This window comes from Streptomyces sp. KL109B, from assembly GCF_030766935.1.
Taxonomy (GTDB): Bacteria; Actinomycetota; Actinomycetes; order Streptomycetales; family Streptomycetaceae; genus Streptomyces.
Window position 1 is genome coordinate 209,652 of record NZ_JASERL010000016.1, and the last position, 17,129, is coordinate 226,780.

Sequence of the window (17,129 nt, forward strand, 5' to 3'; positions counted from 1 at the left end):
TATTCGGAGTTCCTCACACGTTCGAGGGTTTTTCGCCTCTTACTCGCTTCTTACTTTCGCCGCTGTCCGGCGCCGCGTTGAATTCCGGGAGCCCGCCCGCAATTCCCCCGGAATTACGAATCCGGCGGCGTCGCGCGCGAGTTGAGGCCGCCCGGAAATTGCCTGTCCATGCCAGAAAGCGGGGCACGCCCTCTGTCGCCACGGGGGTGGACGCGAGCATCATGGCGTGAGTCCGCAGCAGGCCCGAGGCGCGCGCGAGCGAGCAGCAGCGAGGGGGCAAGCGATGGGTACGACCGGGGTACAGGCCGGGCCTGCGTCGGTGGGGCGGCCGCGCGAGCGACGTCCGGGCCGGATCGTCGTGGACTGGCTGACCACGACCGACCACAAGAAGATCGGCCACCTCTACCTGATCACGTCGTTCGGCTTCTTCCTCGTCGGCGGGGTGATGGCGCTGCTGATGCGGGCCGAACTCGCCCGCCCCGGACTGCAGGTGCTCTCCAACGAGGAGTACAACCAGCTGTTCACGATGCACGGCACGATCATGCTGCTGCTGTTCGCGACGCCGACCTTCGCGGGCTTCGCCAACGAGATCATGCCGCTGCAGATCGGCTCGCCCGACGTCGCGTTCCCGCGCCTGAACATGTTCTCGTACTGGCTGTTCCTCTTCGGCGGGCTCATCGTGCTCGGCTCGCTCGTGGTGCCGGGCGGGGCCGCCGACTTCGGCTGGTTCGCGTACGCGCCGCTGAACAGCCTGACGCGCTCCCCCGGCATCGGCGCCGACCTGTGGATCATGGGGCTCGCGCTCGCCGGGTTCGGCACGATCCTCGGCTCGGTGAACTTCCTGACCACGATCATCGGGATGCGGGCGCCCGGCATGACGATGTTCCGGATGCCGATCTTCACGTGGAACACGCTGTTCACGTCGATCCTCGTGCTGCTCGCCTTCCCCGTCCTCGCGGCCGCGCTGCTGTGCCTGGAGGCGGACCGGCGGTTCGGATCCGTCGTCTTCGAGGCCCAGTTCGGGGGTGCGCTGCTGTGGCAGCACCTCTTCTGGTTCTTCGGGCATCCGGAGGTCTACATCATCGCGCTGCCCTTCTTCGGGATCGTCAGCGAGATCCTGCCGGTCTTCAGCCGCAAGCCGATCTGGGGCTACACGATGCTGGTGGGCGCGACGATGGCGATCACGGGCCTGTCGGTGGTCGTGTGGGCGCACCACATGTTCACCACGGGCGGGGTGCTGCTGCCGTTCTTCTCGTTCATGACGTTCCTGATCGCGGTGCCGACCGGGGTGAAGTTCTTCAACTGGGTCGGCACGATGCTGAAGGGCTCGCTGTCGTTCGAGACGCCGATGCTGTGGTCGATCGGCTTCCTGGTGACCTTCCTGTTCGGCGGCCTGACCGGGGTGATCCTCGCCGCGCCGCCGATGGACTTCCACGTCTCGGACTCGTACTTCGTCGTGGCGCACTTCCACTACGTGGTGTTCGGCACGGTCGCCTTCGCCACCTTCGCCGGCTTCTACTTCTGGTGGCCGAAGCTGACGGGCAAGATGCTCGACGAGCGGCTCGGGAAGATCCACTTCTGGACGCTGTTCGTCGGCTTCCACACGACGTTCCTGGTCCAGCACTGGCTGGGCGCGGAGGGCATGCCGCGCCGGTACGCGGACTATCTCGCGGCGGACGGCTTCACGGCGCTCAACACGATCTCGTCGATGGGCGCGTTCCTGCTGGGCCTGTCCACGCTGCCGTTCCTCTACAACGTCTGGAAGACGGCGAAGTACGGGGTGAAGGTCGAGGTCGACGACCCGTGGGGGTACGGGCGTTCGCTTGAGTGGGCGACGGCCTGCCCGCCGCCCCGCCACAACTTCGTCACGCTGCCGCGGATCCGCTCCGAGTCCCCGGCGTTCGACCTGCACCACCCGGAGTTCGCGGCGTTCGAGGACCGGCCGCTGGAGTCCGGCAAACAGCAGCAGAGCTAGCGGGCCGGAGAACGGCCCTAGCCCGAAGTCACCTGGATCGAGAGGTCGTTGGAGCCCGTGTAGTACGGCCCCGCCACCAGCTCCCCGCGGCCCTCGACGGTCAGTCGCGCCACCGGGTACGTGAAGATGGGCTTCTTGTCGGCGACGTCGTCGAGCAGCCGGGCGAGCCGCACCCGCGGCCCGTCGTCCCCCGCCGGCCACAGCCACAGGTCCCAACGCCCCTCGCGCAGCTCGTCGTAGCCGATGCGGAGCGTGAACCGGGGTCCGTCCCAGTTCAGTTCGGCACGCAGAGCCGGGCCGTGCGGTGCGCGGGAACGTATCTCCGCGTAGGCCTTCGCCGTGCGCTCGGCGCCGTAGATCCGCCCGTGCACGGTCAACTCGCCGTCGGACACCAGCAGTTCACCGGCCTCCGCGTGCGGCGCCCGCAGCCAGCTGCGCACGGAGAGGTTGCCGTGCTTGGTGGCGTACGGGATGCGTACGGCGACGTAGCCGCGCGAGCCGCTGGGCGCCCGGTCCACCAGCGAGCGCAGGTCGTTGACGCCCGGCGCGAGGCGCACCGGTTCGTCGCCCGCGACCTGCGCGTACGCGTCCCAGCGGCCCTCGGTCAGGGAGACGCTTATCGGCAGCGAGGCCCGCAGCCGCCCGTCGCCCGTCGGCGTGAGCGGCAGCCGCACCGTCTGTCCCGAGGTCCGGTCGACGAGCACCAGGTGGGCGGGGTCCGGCGAGCCGTGGTCGGTGACGTCGAAGGTCAGCCCGCCGGCGGAATCGGCGATGCAGTCGGCTCGGGGCGGCATGCGGACGCTCCTGTGGCTGTCGTCGGGGGCGTGCCTGTGGTTGGTGTCGGGGGCGGGGCGGTTGTGCCGCGGCGGGGGCGGGGCCGTGGGGGCGGTCATGCGGGGCGTCCCTTCTGCTGCGGCCGGAAGGCGTCGCGCACCGCGAAGGCGCCGCCGAGCAGCGAGCCGCGGGCCCGGTGCAGCAGCCCCACGGAGCCGCCGCGCGCGGTGAGCGAGCCGAACATCGACTCGTAGCGCTCGGCGATCCGCGCCGGGTCGAAGCGCTCGGAGCGGCTGAGGGCGTGGGCGCTCATCTCCTGGCGCAGGCCGTCGTCGTTGATGAGTTCGAGCAGGCCACCGGAGATGGCGTCGACGCTGCCGACCTCGACGAGGCGGCCGTCGACCCCATTGGCGATGATCTCGCCGGGGCCGTGCGGGCAGTCGGTGGAGACCACGGGCAGACCACAGCGCATCGCCTCGACGATCGTCATCCCGAAGGACTCGTACGTCGAGGTCACCGCGGCGAGGGAACCTTTCGCCCACTCCGGTTCTATGGGGTGGGCGGGCCCCATCAGATACACGTGGTTGTAGAGGCCGAGCTCGTCGATGAGGGTGCGCAGCTTGTCCTTCTGCTTGCCGCCGCCGTAGATGCGAAGGCGCCAGTCGGGCCGCTCGGCGCGCACCTTGTCGAAGGCGCGGACCAGCAGGTCGTAGCGCTTCACGGGGGCGAGCCTGCCGGCCGCGACGACCCATTTGCCGCTGCCGTCGGCGGGCGCGACACCGGGCCGGGGCACCGGGTTGGGCATCGCCTCGATGCGCACGCCGGGCAGCCGGAGCTGCTCCCGGTAGGCGTACGCGTCGGCCTCCGTGGTCGTGGTCAGCGCGTCGAGGCGGGGGTAGACGGCGCGAAGTTCGCGGCGGAGCGCGGTGGAGTGCGTGTCGAGCGTGAGGTGTTCCTGGCCGACGCGCCGCACCCCGCGCCTGGTGTCCCGGGCGAGGTGCACATTGAGCCCGGGGCGGGTGCCGACGACGACGTCGGCGTCCAGCGAGCCGAGGTGTTCGGCGATCCGCCGGTCGGTGAGCGCGCTGTACTGCTCGTAGCGCCCCTCGCTGCGCGGGAAGACCGTGGCGGGCGCCTTGAACTCGGGGTCGTCGCCCTCGTACCCGGCGGTGCCCTTGCGCAGGTCGACCAGGTGGCGCACGCGTACGCGCGGGTCCGGGGCGAACACCGGCTCGTCGCGGTGCCGGAAGACGGACACGACCTCGACATCGTGCTGATCGGCAAGCGCGCTGGCGAGGTTGTACGTCGTGCGGATCGTCCCTCCGATCCCATATGCATTGTGAATCAGGAAAGAAATCTGCATGCGTCCTCGTATCCGTCTGAACAGTCCGTCTTCTCCGCCTACCGGATGGTTAGACGGAGATGACCGCACGAGGGTTGTTCCTCATCATCATCTTGTTCCTGAACAGTTGCCCGATTGATAGGGGAATTCAGGAACCGGTGGGCCGTTTTCCTCGTCGGGGCCGACATCACGGCTGGTAGGGCAGCTGCGGAACGTCGAAGCAGGTGTCCTTCATGCCACCGTTCTGGGTGACCCAGCCTTTCGCGTCGGTCCATCTCGCGACCGAAAGACACGTTTTCCGTGTTCTCGGGGGCTCGGCGCGCCTCTCGTAGGTCACGGGCAGCAGCAAGCCATCGGCCGAGTACCGTACGCCACGCTCCATGAAACGGTCGACGCACGCGCGCGTGACCGCCCGGCAGGAGCGGGCGGCGTCGGTGAACCACTTCGCGGCGGCCCAGCCCTCCAATTGCCACTGCGAGTGCGTCTTCAGTTCCTTGGTCGCCGCGCGGAAGGCGCGTACGGCGGGGTGCCCGGTGTCCTCGTAGTTGCGGCTGGCGCCGGTGGCCCACAGGGAGGCGCGGCAGTGCGGGGCATCCTTGTAGGCGGAGCGGACGGACGAGGTCCAGTTCTGTACGTTCGTGACCTTCGCGGTGACGCGGACGCCGGCCTCGTCCATGGCCCGGCACAGCCGCGCGTTGCCGTGCTCGTCGATGGCGTCGAAGACGAGATCGGCCCGCTGGTCCTTCAGGTCGGCGGCCGCGGCCTTGAAGTTGGGCAGCGCGAAGTCGAGCTGCTCGGTGATCACCCGGTAGCCCTCGGCCTTCAGTCCGCGCGTCACCAGGCGGGCGTACGCGGCCGACGCCGCCTGGTTGTAGGAGACGACGGCGGCGGTGCGGGCGCCGTGCTCGCGCTTGAAGTAGCGGTACACCTCGGTGCCGCCGTACAGCTTCCCGTCCCAGCCCGGCTTCCCCTCGCGGGGCGCGAGGCTGCCGTAGATCCCGTACAGGTGCGGGTACGTGTCGTACGCGGCGCCGATCGGCTGGCCGCCGATGTCGGGCACGCGCGCGCGGGAGACGCGCGGCGCGCCCGCGTAGTCGAGCGAGGTGGTGGCGACGAGGGCGACGACCTTCTGCTCGTCGACGAGCTTGTGGACGCACGTGTTGTTGCCGACGCCACTGCCCCCGTCGTCGCACACATGCACCTCCACTCTCCGCCCCTGGATGCCGCCTTTGGCGTTCAGGTTCCGGAAGTACGCCTGTGCGCCGTCTCGGGTGTCGGTGAAGGTGGCGCCGCCGACGGGGCTGGTGGCGCTGGTGATGATGCCGACGTGGAGGGGGGCGGTGGAGCGCGGCGAGGGGGTGGCACGGTCCTCGAAGTCGCTCTCCGGCAGCCGCGAGCCGCAGGCCGCGACGGCCACCAGGGCGAGCCCCGCGACCAGCCCCGCCAGCGCGTCAGCAGCCCGCCGCGGGTGACGCATTGCCGCTCAGCTGCACCAGCGCACACAGCGTCTTGACGGACACCTTCCAGGTGCCGCCCTGCTCGACCGAGGTCCCCTTGGCGTCGGGCAGCACCGTCGCGCCCTTGAGGGCGAGGCCGTACGTCACGGCGGCCTCGGTCTCCGAGGTGAACGCGACCCTGGTGACGGTGGCCTCCACCTGCCCGCCGCGCTTGTCGCCGCTGAAGCTCTTCAGGACGGGCCGCATCTTCGCCCCGTCCTCCAGGACGGCCTCCTTGTCCTTCATCGACACCTTCGGGTCGAAGAACTTCTTCCAGTTGGCCTTGATCTCCTTCTCGGCGGCCTTCCGGTCGGCGGGCGCGCCGCCGCTCGGCCGCGCCGACGAGGGCTCGTCGCTCGACGGCTCCTTGCTGGTGGGGGGCCGCGAGGTCGGCGTCGGCGGGGCGCTGTCGTCGCCGCCGCTGTCGTCGCCGCAGGCCGCCAGGGCGGGGCCGAGGACCAGGGCCGTAGTGAGGGCGAGCGCCGCGCCGCGCCCGCGGGCCGCGCGCATCGTGCTCCCGAGAACCATCAGGCTCACCGCCGGGTGTCGTCGCCCCGGGACGAGGTCGGCCGCATTGGTCAACTCCCCCCGGAGCTTTCCGAGTTGCTCTCCAGAAGGCATAGTGCAAGCGATCGGCGGACAAGACCAGACACGCGCGCACACCAGTGGGGGCCGACGATGCCGACTGCCCGACTACGCACGGCGCACCCCGCTCTGTGGGCGGGGCTCGGCGCGCTCGCGGCGGGCGCGGCGCTCTGCGTGGTCGGCTGGTACGGGATGTCGGGCGAACGCTTCGCCGAGCGCCAACTCCCCTATCTGGCCTCTTGTACGGTGCCGGGGGCGGCCCTGATCATCGCGGGCACGGTCCTCCTCACGTACGGCAGGAACACGCTCGCCGCGTCGCGCGTGGAACGCCTCTACGAACTCCTGGTGACACTCGACGACCCCGCGGAGAACCGGCCCACGACCACCCCCGCACCCCCACTCGCCACCAGCGGCCAGCTCCTCACGATCCCCGGCGGCACCCTGTGGCACCGCGCCGACTGCCCACTCGTCGAGGGCAAACCGCAGGCGGTACCCGCACCCCCGGACACCCTCACGGACCCCGACCTCGCCCCCTGCCCCATCTGCGCGCCGACAAGCGGCAGTTGAGACCGGCACCGTGCCCTCATTGACGTACGACCTCACGCTCGCCGGACTCTCCGTGGGGGCGGCGGCGGCGCTCACCGGGATCGGTCTGATCGTCACCTACCGGGCGACCGGTGTACTCAACTTCGCGCACGGCGCGGTCGCGATGCTCTGCGCGTACCTGCTGCGACACCTGGTGGTGGAGTGGGACGTCCCCCTGTGGGCGGCAGCGGCACTGGTCCTGCTCGTCTTCGCCCCCACTCTCGGACTCGCCCTGGAACACGGGGTGTTCAGACCGCTGGCAGCGGCGGGCGCCGACCCGGCACGCACACTGGTGGCGTCCATCGGCGTCTTCGTCCTCCTCGTCGGGGCGGCGGCGCTGCTGTGGGGCACGGGCGCGCTGGAGGACGCGCCGACGCTGATCGCCGGGGAGCCGTGGGGGCAGCTCGCGGCGGCCTGCTCGATCGGGGTGGCGGTGTGGGCGGTGACGCGCTGGACACGGTTCGGCGGGGAGCTGCGGGCGGTCGTCGACAACCGCCCGCTTGCGGTGCTCGGCGGCATCGACGCGGACCGGGTCGCGGCGGCGGGCTGGGCCTTCGGCACGTTCACGGCGGGCCTCACGGGCGTCCTCCTCGCCCCCTACGTACGCCTCGACCCCTACGGTCTGCCGCTCCTGGTGATGGAGGTCGTGGCGGTGGCCGTCGTGGCGGGCATGCGGCGGCTCGGGGTGGCGGTGGCGGCCGCGCTCGCGATCGGGGTGGCGCAGAGCCAGTTGACGCGGCTGCATCCGCACGGCTGGGCGGAGCCGCTGGTGCAGGCGGTGGGGGCGAACCTGTTCGTGGTGGCACTCCTCTTCGCGGCGCTCGCGCTGCCGGCGGTCGGCGGGGAGGGGGCGCTGCCGCGGGCGGTGACACGGGGCCGGAAGGCGGCCCCACGAGGAGCGTGGCTGGTGGCGGGCGTCCTGTTCCTCCTCCCCCTCGGCTTCGCGGGCTCGGACCTCCAGACGTCGGTACAGGTCCCGGCGCTGGCGCTGATCCTGCTGTCGCTGGTGGTGGTGACGGGCAGGGCCGGTCAACTCGCATTGGGCCAGGGCGCGTTCGCGGGCCTGGGCGCACTCTTCACGGCCCTGCTCGCGACCGGCGACTTCCCAGCCCTCCCCCAACTCCCCGCCCTCACCGCCCTCTTCACGTCCGTCCTCCTGGTGGCACCCCTGGGCCTGCTGACCGCCGCGCCCGCCATCCGCCGCCACGGCCTCGCGCTGGCGCTGGCCACGTTCGCGGTAGGGGTCGGCGTGAGCCGATTCGTCTTCGCCCAGCCCTACGCGGCATCCGGCCCGACCCCGCCACGCCCCACCGGCTTCACGGACGACCGCGCCTTCTACGTCCTCGAACTCACGCTCCTGGCGGTGGCGTTGGCGGCCGTTGCCGCATTACGCCGGGGCCGGATCGGCCGGGCACTCGCGGCGGTACGGGACCACGAGGCGGGCGCGTCGGCGGCGGGCATCGGGGTCCCCGGCCTGAAGGTCGCCGCGTTCGTCACGGGCGCGGGCCTCGCGGCCCTGGGCGGCGGCCTCCTGACCTTCGGCGTGCACTCCTTCGACCCCGCCTCGTACGACCCGGTGCGAGGCCTGCTGTGGTTCGCCACGATCGTCGTCCTCGGCGCCGACACCCCCTTCGCAGCCCTGCTCGGCGCGGGCCTCCTGGTGGGCCTCGACGCGGGCACCCGGGGCGGAGTGGCGGCGGCGGTGATCGGGGTGCTGGCGGTACTGGTGGGCCGGAACCTGGGCACGGGCACCCGGTGGCGCCCCCGAGACCACCTCACACCCCGGGGCTCAAGGGCACGCAAACGCCTCAACCAAGGACCACCAAATCAACCCCCCGCGACACTTGAACAGCAAGCCCAGGCACACCCAAATCAACCCCCCGCGACACCTGAGCAGCAAGCCCAGGCACACCCAAATCAACCCCCCGCGATACTTGAGCAGCGAGCCCAGGCACACCCAAATCAAGCCCCTGCGGCGATTGAGCAGCGGGGTCCGGGCCAGAGCCCCGCGACGCCAACACCGGTTAACCGTCCCCCAAGAACCACCCCACCCACACTCTCCGCCACCCACCTCACCGTCACCTACAACTCCCACCCCGCCCTCGACAACGTAGGCCTCCCGCTCCCACCCGGCAGGGTCACCGCCATCGTGGGCCCGAACGGCGCCGGCAAGAGCACCCTCTTCCACTGCCTCGCCGGAACCCTCCGCCCGGACACCGGCCACATCCGGTTCGGGCCCCACGACATCACCCGCCACCCGGCCCACGCCCGGACCCGCCAAGGAATCGCCCGCACCTTCCAACAGCTCGTCGTCTTCCCGTCGTTGACCGTGGCCGAGAACATTCGGGTCGGCGCCGAACAGGGCCGCGTACGGGACCCGCAAGCCACCGACCGCATGCTGCGCCTGTTCGGCCTGCGCGGCGACCAGGCGACATCGGGGCTGCCCACGGGAACGCTGCGCCGCGTCGAACTGGCCCGTGCCCTCGCGGGCGAACCGCACGTACTGCTGCTCGACGAGCCGACCGCAGGACTCGACACCACCGAAGTCGCCGCCCTCGCCCGCCTGTTGAGGGCGCTCGCGGCCGACGGCGTCGCCGTCCTCGTCGTCGAGCACGACATGGACCTCGTGGCGGAACTCGCGGACACCGTGCACGTGATGGCGGCGGGCCGCATCGTCGCCTCGGGCCCCCCGGCCACCGTCCTGGACCGCACCCCGGAACCGCCATGACCCCCGCCCCCGCCAACAACACCCCCAACGCCACCAACGCCACCAACGCCACCGGCATCCAACTCCGCGCCGCCCACGCCCACTACGGCCCCCTCGAAGCACTCCACGGCATCACCCTCACCGCCCCCGCCGCCGCGCTCACCGTCCTGCTCGGCCCGAACGGCTCCGGCCGCACCACCGCCCTGCGCGCCCTCGCCGGCACCGTACGGCTCACCGCCGGATCCGTGCTGTGGGACGGGGCCGACGTCACCCGGCACTCCGCCCACGCCCGCGCCGCGGCCGGCCTGCGCCTCGTACCCGACCGGCAGGCCGTCTTCGCCGGCCTCACCGTCGCCGAGAACCTCCGCCTCGCGGCCGGAGACGTGGCCCCCGCCCTCGACGCCTACCCCGAACTCCGCCCCCTCCTCCCCCGCCGCGCCGGCACCCTCTCCGGCGGCGAACAGCGGATGCTCGCCGTCTCCCGCGCCCTGCACGCCCCCGCCCGCGTCGTCCTCCTCGACGAGCCCACCCAGGGCATGGCCCCACCGGTCGCGGCCCGCACCTACGCCCTCCTGCGCGCGCTCGACGCCTGCGTGGTCCTCGCCGAACAACGCCTGCCGCCCGACCTCCGCCGAGCGGCGACGAAGGGGGCGGCGGTGTTCGTGTACGAACTCGGGCGCGGCGCGGTCGTGTTCCGGGGCGAGGCCACCGAAATCCCTAACGGGACCCCTTCGGAATGAGCAGCATCGTGCCCTCGTTGAGCCGGTCGGGGTGCGCCCCGACCATGTCGCGGTTGGCCTTGTAGAGCGCCTGCCAGCCGCCCTTCACCTTGAAGTGCCGCGCGATGGACTCCAGCGTCTCGCCGCGCTTCACGACGTGCACCCGGCCGTCGAGCTTGTACCGCTTCGAGCAGTCGGGCCACGCGTCCCACCCCTGGGTGCCGAGGACCCGCTCCGCGACCTTGATCTGTTCGTCGCGGGTGGCGAGGTCGGCGCGCGGCGCGTACGCGAGGCCGCCGTGCTCCTCCCAGGTGGGCTGGTGGAACTGGAGCCCGCCGTAGTACGAGTTGCCGGTGTTCTCGTCCCAGTCGCCGCTGCTCTCGCACTGCGCGAGGCAGGACCACGGCCACTGGGCCTTGGCGCAGCCGTACGGTTCGGCGGCGTGCGCCCTTGCGGCGAAGGCCGGCAGGACTGCCAGCGCGAGGAGCACGCCCAGCAGGGCCGCCGCCCACCGCCGCGCGCCGAGCGCCTTCGGAAACGTAGAGAACGAGAACGCTGAGGTCAGGTGCATGGTTCGGACGCTAGGCAGCCGGTCGGCGGCCGCTCGCCGTGCCGCGCCGCACCCACCGTGGCCCCACCCGGTCGGCGGACCGGGTGGGGCCACGTGGCACACGTGCGGCTCAGTGCAGCCGCAGCCGCTGGCCCGGCAGGATCAGGTCGGGGTCGCCGCCGATCACCGCCCTGTTCGTTGCGTACAGGTGCTGCCAGCTGGTGCCGTGGGCCGCGGCGATGCCGCCCAGGGTGTCACCGCCGCGCACGACATAGCCGCCGCGGCGGACCGCGCCGCGATCGGTGTGGCCTGAACCGCGCTGTTTCTGGACCGACCTGGGAGCCGCTTCGGGAGCCGCCTTCGGCGCGGACTTCGGTGCCGCCTTGGGTGCGGACCCGGGTGCGGCCTCGGGTGCCGACTGGACGCCCGGCGCGCTGCCGTACGCCCCCGCCCGCGCCGCGCAGGTGGGCCACGCGCCCCACCCCTGCGCCCGCTGCACCTTGCCGGCGATGGCGATCTGCTGGGCCCTGGAGGCCCGGTCGGCCGTCGCGGCGTAGGCCCCTCCGCCGTACGCGCGCCAGGTGCCGGCCGAGAACTGGAGGCCGCCGTAGTAGCCGTTCCCGGTGTTCGTGTGCCAGTTGCCGCCGCTCTCGCAGCGTGCGATGCGGTCCCAGACGCCGCCGTCGGCCGCCTGCGCGGGGCCGGTGAGGGCGAGGAGACCGAACGGGACGGCGAGCGCCACCCCGGTGAAGACCGCTGTCGTGCGAGCCACTGTCGTGCGTGCCGTACGGATCGGCGCGGACATGAGAATCCCTCTCGTGGACTGCTCGTTCGGACTGCTCGTTGCGGACGGCGAGGGAATCTAGGCAGCCCACGGCGGCCGCGGCAACCAACGCGCCGTCCCGCCAGGCCAGTTCACCGTTACCCGGGGTATCGACGATTTTCGGCCAGCCGATAGATACGCGGATTTCAGGATTTGTCGACCTGTCGCCCCGACGATCTGTGACCCACTTCACCGGTCCAACTTCCTTGGAAAACCAACAAGTTGGCGGGGAGTGACGGATTCCGGGCGTTCGTTCACGGTCTGCGCCGGATGGGGCGATTCCGTTCGGATCCGGGCGTGACCGAGGACACAGATCGCCCGTTGTCCCTTCATAAGCACTCGCGTGACCGCGACCGATCGCCCCGATCGGTCCGACAGATCCCTACACAGATCCCTGAGGAGCCCCCGTGCCGCGCTTGCTCGACGTCAGCACCGACGTACGCGCCGAGATCGGCGACGAAGAAGCCGACCGGCTGCTGGCCGGCGACAACGCCCCGGGCAGCTACGACTGCACCTCCTGCCGCACGCCGGGCGACTCGCAGCAGGAGCGGACCAGCACCGTCCTCTTCGTCGGCGACGAGACCGCCGTACTCGCCTTCGCCCACGCCAACTGCCTGCCCTCGCAGGTCGTGCAGGTCGCCGAGGACCAGCTGCAGGGCGCCGTGCAGTCCATCACCGGCGGCGGCCAGGACGCCACGGTGCCCGCGCAGTCGGGCGGCGTCCCGGACGCCGCCCCCTCGCAGGCCGTGCTCGGCGTGACCAGCGGCCTCGTACTGATCGGCGACACGACGCACCCCGCCCTCGTCGTCGAGCCGACGGGCCCCATCGCCCGCCCCGGCACGACCACGGGCGGGGACGACTTCCTGCCGCTCCTGATCGAGCAGGGCTTCCTGTCGGTCCCCGACCTGTCCGCGCCGCCCGCCGCGCTGAACGGCTGGTCGGTGCTGCTCGCGATGGGCCAGCTGCACGCCATCCTGCAGCCCGGCACCGGCGGCGCCGCCCAGGTCGCCTGGTGGCAGGCGCACCAGCCGCTCCTGGTGACCGAGGGCTGGCGGGCCGCTGCGAACAAGACGCAGACCGTGCTCGTCTTCGCCGCCTCCGCCGGTTCGATCGGCCGTCAGCCGCGCGAGGACCTGATGCGCCAGGCCCTCGACAAGGCCGCCGCGAACGGCCGCCTGGTGGCCGCCGCGATGCCGCTCGCCGGCACCTGACCGACCCCGCCCGCGGGCCAAGGGCCCCCACGAATGCGCCGGTCAAACCGCTGACAGCCTGCAGAAGCGGAGGCCAAGGGCGCATCCGTCGGGGGCCCTGTTCGTTGGCACATACGTGCACCCATACGACCCCACCTCATCCTCCGCGTCCGCCTCCGCCTCCTCGTCCCGACGGCACCAGCCGTACCAGCAGAGCCCCATCCCCTCGATGCGTCCCGCGGAGGGCCACCAGCCGGGCAGTCACGCCGGGGGCCACCCAGGAGGCGGTCAGTCCGCCACCCCGATCTTCGACGCCCTGTACGCGGAGTACCGCCGCTCCTTCCGGGCGCTGCCCGGCGACCGCAGCGGCGAGGAGGACCTGACGTACCGGGGTTTCCCCCCGACCTCGCACGGCGCACACCACCACCCCGCCCCGCACCCGCCGCGCTGGCAGCCGTACCCCGGACAGCACGGCACGGGACCGGGGCGCCACTTCCCCGCGGCCCTGCCACCGGCGCCGCGCCGCGAGCACTGACGCCGGGCCACCGGCCTACCCTCACCGTGGCGGAGGCCGAGGCTCCGCCTTACCGTACGAACAAGGTGCCCCCACGCCTGTACCCGGTTCGCCGTCCGAACGGGGAGACAACAGGGGGAGATGGTCATGGGGCAGGTGCTCCCGCAACCCACAGGAGAGCAGCCCGCAGGAGAGCAGCCGACAGGAAATCAGCCGACAGGAGCGCGCCCTCGCGGAGAACCGGAGCGGCTCGGCCACTGGTGGCTGGCCCGGCGGCTCGGCAGCGGCGGGCAAGGAGTCGTCTACGAGGGGTACGACACGGCGGGCCGACGCGCCGCCGTCAAGGTGCTGCGCGCCTCCTTCGGTACGGACCGCGAGCAGCGGGCCCGGTTCGCGAAGGAGGCGGGGGCCGCACGCCGGGTCGCCCGGTTCTGCACGGCCGAGGTGCTCGACGCGGACATCGACGGCGAACGCCCGTACATAGCCAGCGAGTACATCGAGGGCCCCACCCTCACCAGCCACATCCGGGCCAACGGCCCCCTGCACGGCACCCGGCTCTACCGGCTCGCGCTCGGCGTGGCCACGGCGCTCGCCGCGATCCACGAGGCGGGCGTCGTGCACCGCGATCTGAAGCCGGACAACATCCTGCTCGGCCGGGACGGCGGCCCCTACGTCGTCGACTTCGGCGTCGCCCGGCTCGTCGGCCAGACCACCGGCTCCGCCCGCCAGGCCGTCGGCACCCCCCTCTACATGGCGCCCGAGCAACTGTCCGCCCGCGGCGGCGAGCCGCTGCCGGGCGCCGCCGTCGACGTCTTCGCCTGGGGTTCGGTGGTGCTGTTCGCGGCGACGGGACAGCACACGTTCGCGGCGCCCGGGGTGGGCGAAGTGCTGCGCCGCATCCGCTCGTTCGAACCGGACACGAGCGTCCTCGAACAGCCGCTGCGCCGGCTGGTCGACGCCGCGCTCGCCAAGCGGCCCGCCCTGCGCCCCAGCGCGCGCGATCTGCTCCTCGCACTGATCCGCGGCGACGGCACGGTGTCCCTCGTGCCGGAGTTCGAGGGCGACCGGGACGCCCAGCGGCACGGCGCCAGCGCGGCGGTGCCGGTGGTGTCGCCGCGGGCCGCCGACCCACCGCTCGGTGATCTGGCGGAACAGGTGTACGCCCGGCTGCCGCGGGCCGGCGCCGGGTTCGCGGTGCGGGGCGTGCTGCTTCAGCTCGTCGTGGCGGGCGAGGCGCCGGACGGCAGCGAGGACGCGATCCGCTCCGCCACCTGGCCGCAGCTGTTCGCCGCCGCCGCGACCGACGACCAACGGCTCGCCGTGGAAGAGGTGGTGGCCGCTTTCGCGCGGGCGGGCCTGCTGCACTCGCACGGCGGCTACGTCCGGCTCCCCTCCGGCGCGCTGCCGCACGCCTGGCCACGGCTGCGCGACTGGATCACGGTGGACCGGGCGGCGCTGCGCGGGCGGCAGGAGCTGCGGGACAGTGCCCGGCGCTGGGAGGCGGGCGGGCGGCGCCGTGAACTACTGCCGGGCGAGGGGCAGTTCACCCAGTTGCGGGCCCTCGCCGCGGCGCTGCCCCGGCAGTTGCGGCCGAGCGCCATGGAGGACGCGTTTCTGTACGCGGCCGGGCGGGCCCGTCGGCGCTCCCGCGTCCTGCGCCGCGCCCTGCTCGCCGCGGGCGCCGCGCTGCTCGCCCTGGCGCTCGTCGCGGGCACCTTGCTGCTGGAGGAGCGGTCGGAGAACAGGACGAAGAATCAGGAGCTCGCCGCCCGGCGGGCCGCGACCGTCACGGCGACGCTGCGCCTCACCGACCCGGCCGCCGCCATGCAGTTCGCCGTCGCGGCCCACCGCACCGCACCGGCCGCGGTCGAGACGCGGGCGGCGCTGCTCGGCGCGCTGACCCAGCCGGAGCGCGCCGCCACCCCGCTCGGCTCCGAGGCCGTGGACGAGCGGCTGCTGAGCGCCGACGGCCGCACCGCGGTGACGGTGCGGAGCGCGCGGGCCACGCGCTGGGAGGTGCGGACCGGCGAGCGGGACAAGGCGTTCGGCGTTCCCGCCGGTGCCACGGCGACGGCCCTCAGCCCGGACGGCAGGCACCTGGCCGTCGCCGTCGACGCACGGACCACGCTGGTGGACACCCGTACCGGCAAGAAGTCCCGGGGCCCGTCGGCCGGCGGGCGGATCACGGCGCTGCGCTTCTCGGCGAACAGCCGGCTGCTGGCCGCGACGGGCGAGGCGGCGCCCGCGCTGTGGGACGTGTCCGACGCCCGGCCGCGGCCCACGCCGTCGGAGGCCGCCGGTCTGCGCCGCGGCGGCGCGGAGCTGAGCCCGGACGGGCGGCTGCTCGCCGTCTGCCAGGCGGGCGAGGACGTGGTGTTCGCCCTGTACGACACCGCGAGCGGCCGGCGGGTGTTCGGCAACGCCCCGGGCGGCCCGCTCACGGCCCACGACGACTGCGCGGTCGGCTTCGCCGCCGACGGCGGGACGGTGGCCGCGGTCCTCGACGACGAAGTCTGCTCCTGGACCGTCGCCGGCCACCGCCAGAAGGACATCCTCGACCCCGTCCCGGTCTCGGGCCCGGCCCGCTTCGCGTTCAGCCCGGACAGCACGGTCCTCGCGGTCTCGGACGAGAACGCCCTGTCCGTGTACCGACCGGCCGACCTCGGCCCCGGCGACGCGCCCCCCGCGGTTCCCGTACGCCACCCGACGGCGTCCCAAGTGGTGACCGCACTGGCCGCCGACGACACCGGGCACCAGATCCGGTACCTGGACGACGGCGCCTCCCCCACCGCGTACACCCTCGACCTGTGGACCGTCCGGCAGCCGCCCCTCCCGGCCGCCCGCGCCCCGGCGACCGCGCTCGCGCCCGGCGGCGGGGCCCTCGCCGTGCAGCGGCCCGACGGCAAGGTGACCGCCGTCGCGCCGGCCGCCGAGCGCGCCACGGAAACGTACGGGGCCGGCACATATCCGGTGGGCACCGCTCCGCCCGCCGAGGTCCGGCACCCGTACCGGCGGCTGGTGTTCGGCCCCGACGGGCGAGGGTTCCTGGTGCAGCGGACGGACGCGCCGGAGGTGGAGCTGTGGCGGATCGAGGACGGCCGGGCCCGGCGGGCCGACCGGTTCTCCTTCGGCTCGCGCATCACGTCGCTCGCACTCTTCGCCGACGGCCGGACGATCGCGGTTGGGCGCGCTTCGGGTGTCGACCTGTACGCCACCGACACGCACAAGCGCCAAGGCCGCCTGCCGGCCCCCGCGGGCTCCACCCTCGCCGTCGACCCGGAGGGCACCCGACTGGCCACCTCCACCGGCTACTTGATACTCCTCGACGACCCCCACCACCCCTTCCTGCTGCGCGCCACCCGCGCCACCGCGCTCGCCTTCAACGACGACGGCACCCTGCTGGCCTCCGGCGACGGCACCGGCCGGGTCTCCCTGTGGCGCACCGGGCCGCGGCAGCCGCTCGGCTCGCTCGCCGGGACCGACACCGGCGACGGAGTGGGCGGCCCGGAGGCGGTGGCGTCCCTGGCGTTCGCCCCCGGCGGCCTCGCGAAGGACGCACTCGCCTCGAAGACCCTCGCGGTCGGCGGCGCCCACGGCACCCTCCATCTCTTCGACGTCAACTGGCAGCGCCGCCTGGGCCATGGGCTGTTCCCGCGGGGAACGGGCCCGGTCTCGGTGGCGTACACCCGCGACGGCGCCCGCCTCCTCGCCGGCACCCCGGACGCCCCGCTGCGCGGCTATCCGCTGCGCAACAAGGTGGCGCGTTCCACGGCCTGCACCCGGGTCGCCGAGTCCGGTCGGGGGCCGGTCACCGAAGAGGAGTGGGCGGCGCGGATGGCGCCGGTGCCGTACGAGAAGCCGTGCTGAGC

13 protein-coding genes are annotated in these 17,129 nt (G+C 72.9%); 7 read left to right on the forward strand and 6 right to left on the reverse strand.

Annotated features, from left to right (window positions below):
* Positions 1-283: 283 nt before the first annotated feature.
* Positions 284-1,975 (forward strand): cytochrome c oxidase subunit I, encoded by a 1,692-nt coding sequence (gene ctaD, locus RBJ65_RS38200; protein WP_306319382.1) that lies wholly within the window; start codon positions 284-286, stop codon positions 1,973-1,975.
* Between the two features lie 17 nt (positions 1,976-1,992).
* Here ctaD and RBJ65_RS38205 read toward each other — a convergent pair whose 3' ends face one another.
* From RBJ65_RS38205 to RBJ65_RS38220, 4 genes are all read right to left on the reverse strand, one after another.
* Entirely contained in the window at positions 1,993-2,769 is a 777-nt protein-coding gene (locus tag RBJ65_RS38205) for a hypothetical protein (RefSeq protein ID WP_306319412.1), read from the reverse strand.
* A gap of 95 nt (positions 2,770-2,864) precedes the next feature.
* Positions 2,865-4,112: a glycosyltransferase family 4 protein gene (locus RBJ65_RS38210; protein WP_306319383.1), complete on the reverse strand. Its 1,248-nt coding sequence runs from the start codon at positions 4,110-4,112 to the stop codon at positions 2,865-2,867.
* 166 nt (positions 4,113-4,278) lie between these two features.
* A complete protein-coding gene (locus RBJ65_RS38215; RefSeq protein WP_306319384.1) occupies positions 4,279-5,568 on the reverse strand; it encodes an ABC transporter substrate-binding protein in 1,290 nt (429 codons plus the stop codon).
* Entirely contained in the window at positions 5,543-6,115 is a 573-nt protein-coding gene (locus tag RBJ65_RS38220; RefSeq protein WP_306319385.1) for a hypothetical protein, read from the reverse strand. Before RBJ65_RS38220 ends, RBJ65_RS38215 begins: the two co-directional genes overlap by 26 nt.
* 150 nt (positions 6,116-6,265) lie before the next feature.
* Between RBJ65_RS38220 and RBJ65_RS38225 the strand changes: the two genes are divergently transcribed.
* Genes RBJ65_RS38225 through RBJ65_RS38235 form a run of 3 tightly spaced genes read left to right on the forward strand, consistent with a single transcriptional unit; the run spans position 6,266 to position 10,204 of the window.
* Complete coding sequence (locus RBJ65_RS38225) at positions 6,266-6,739, forward strand: hypothetical protein (RefSeq protein ID WP_306319386.1); 474 nt, start codon at positions 6,266-6,268, stop codon at positions 6,737-6,739.
* Between the two features lie 10 nt (positions 6,740-6,749).
* Positions 6,750-9,485: an ATP-binding cassette domain-containing protein gene (locus RBJ65_RS38230; RefSeq protein ID WP_306319387.1), complete on the forward strand. Its 2,736-nt coding sequence runs from the start codon at positions 6,750-6,752 to the stop codon at positions 9,483-9,485.
* The gene (locus tag RBJ65_RS38235) at positions 9,482-10,204 is read left to right on the forward strand and encodes an ATP-binding cassette domain-containing protein (protein ID WP_306319388.1); all 723 of its coding nucleotides are present in this window, start codon (positions 9,482-9,484) and stop codon (positions 10,202-10,204) included. The genes RBJ65_RS38230 and RBJ65_RS38235 overlap by 4 nt, the downstream gene beginning before the upstream one ends.
* Here RBJ65_RS38235 and RBJ65_RS38240 read toward each other — a convergent pair.
* Positions 10,182-10,754 (reverse strand): transglycosylase family protein, encoded by a 573-nt coding sequence (locus RBJ65_RS38240; protein WP_306319389.1) that lies wholly within the window; start codon positions 10,752-10,754, stop codon positions 10,182-10,184. The two genes, RBJ65_RS38235 and RBJ65_RS38240, sit on opposite strands and share 23 nt — an antisense overlap.
* A gap of 109 nt (positions 10,755-10,863) precedes the next feature.
* The gene (locus RBJ65_RS38245; RefSeq protein WP_306319390.1) at positions 10,864-11,538 is read right to left on the reverse strand and encodes a transglycosylase family protein; all 675 of its coding nucleotides are present in this window, start codon (positions 11,536-11,538) and stop codon (positions 10,864-10,866) included.
* A gap of 425 nt (positions 11,539-11,963) precedes the next feature.
* On the opposite strand from RBJ65_RS38245, the gene RBJ65_RS38250 reads away from it, so the two are divergent.
* The 3 genes from RBJ65_RS38250 (at position 11,964) to RBJ65_RS38260 (ending at position 17,127) form a co-directional block, all read left to right on the forward strand.
* The gene (locus RBJ65_RS38250) at positions 11,964-12,767 is read left to right on the forward strand and encodes a hypothetical protein (protein ID WP_306319391.1); all 804 of its coding nucleotides are present in this window, start codon (positions 11,964-11,966) and stop codon (positions 12,765-12,767) included.
* Between the two features lie 208 nt (positions 12,768-12,975).
* The gene (locus tag RBJ65_RS38255) at positions 12,976-13,281 is read left to right on the forward strand and encodes a hypothetical protein (protein WP_306319392.1); all 306 of its coding nucleotides are present in this window, start codon (positions 12,976-12,978) and stop codon (positions 13,279-13,281) included.
* Positions 13,282-13,407: 126 nt separating this feature from the next.
* Positions 13,408-17,127, forward strand: a complete 3,720-nt coding sequence (locus tag RBJ65_RS38260; RefSeq protein ID WP_306319393.1) for a WD40 repeat domain-containing serine/threonine protein kinase — start codon at positions 13,408-13,410, stop codon at positions 17,125-17,127.
* The last annotated feature ends 2 nt before the right edge of the window (positions 17,128-17,129 follow it).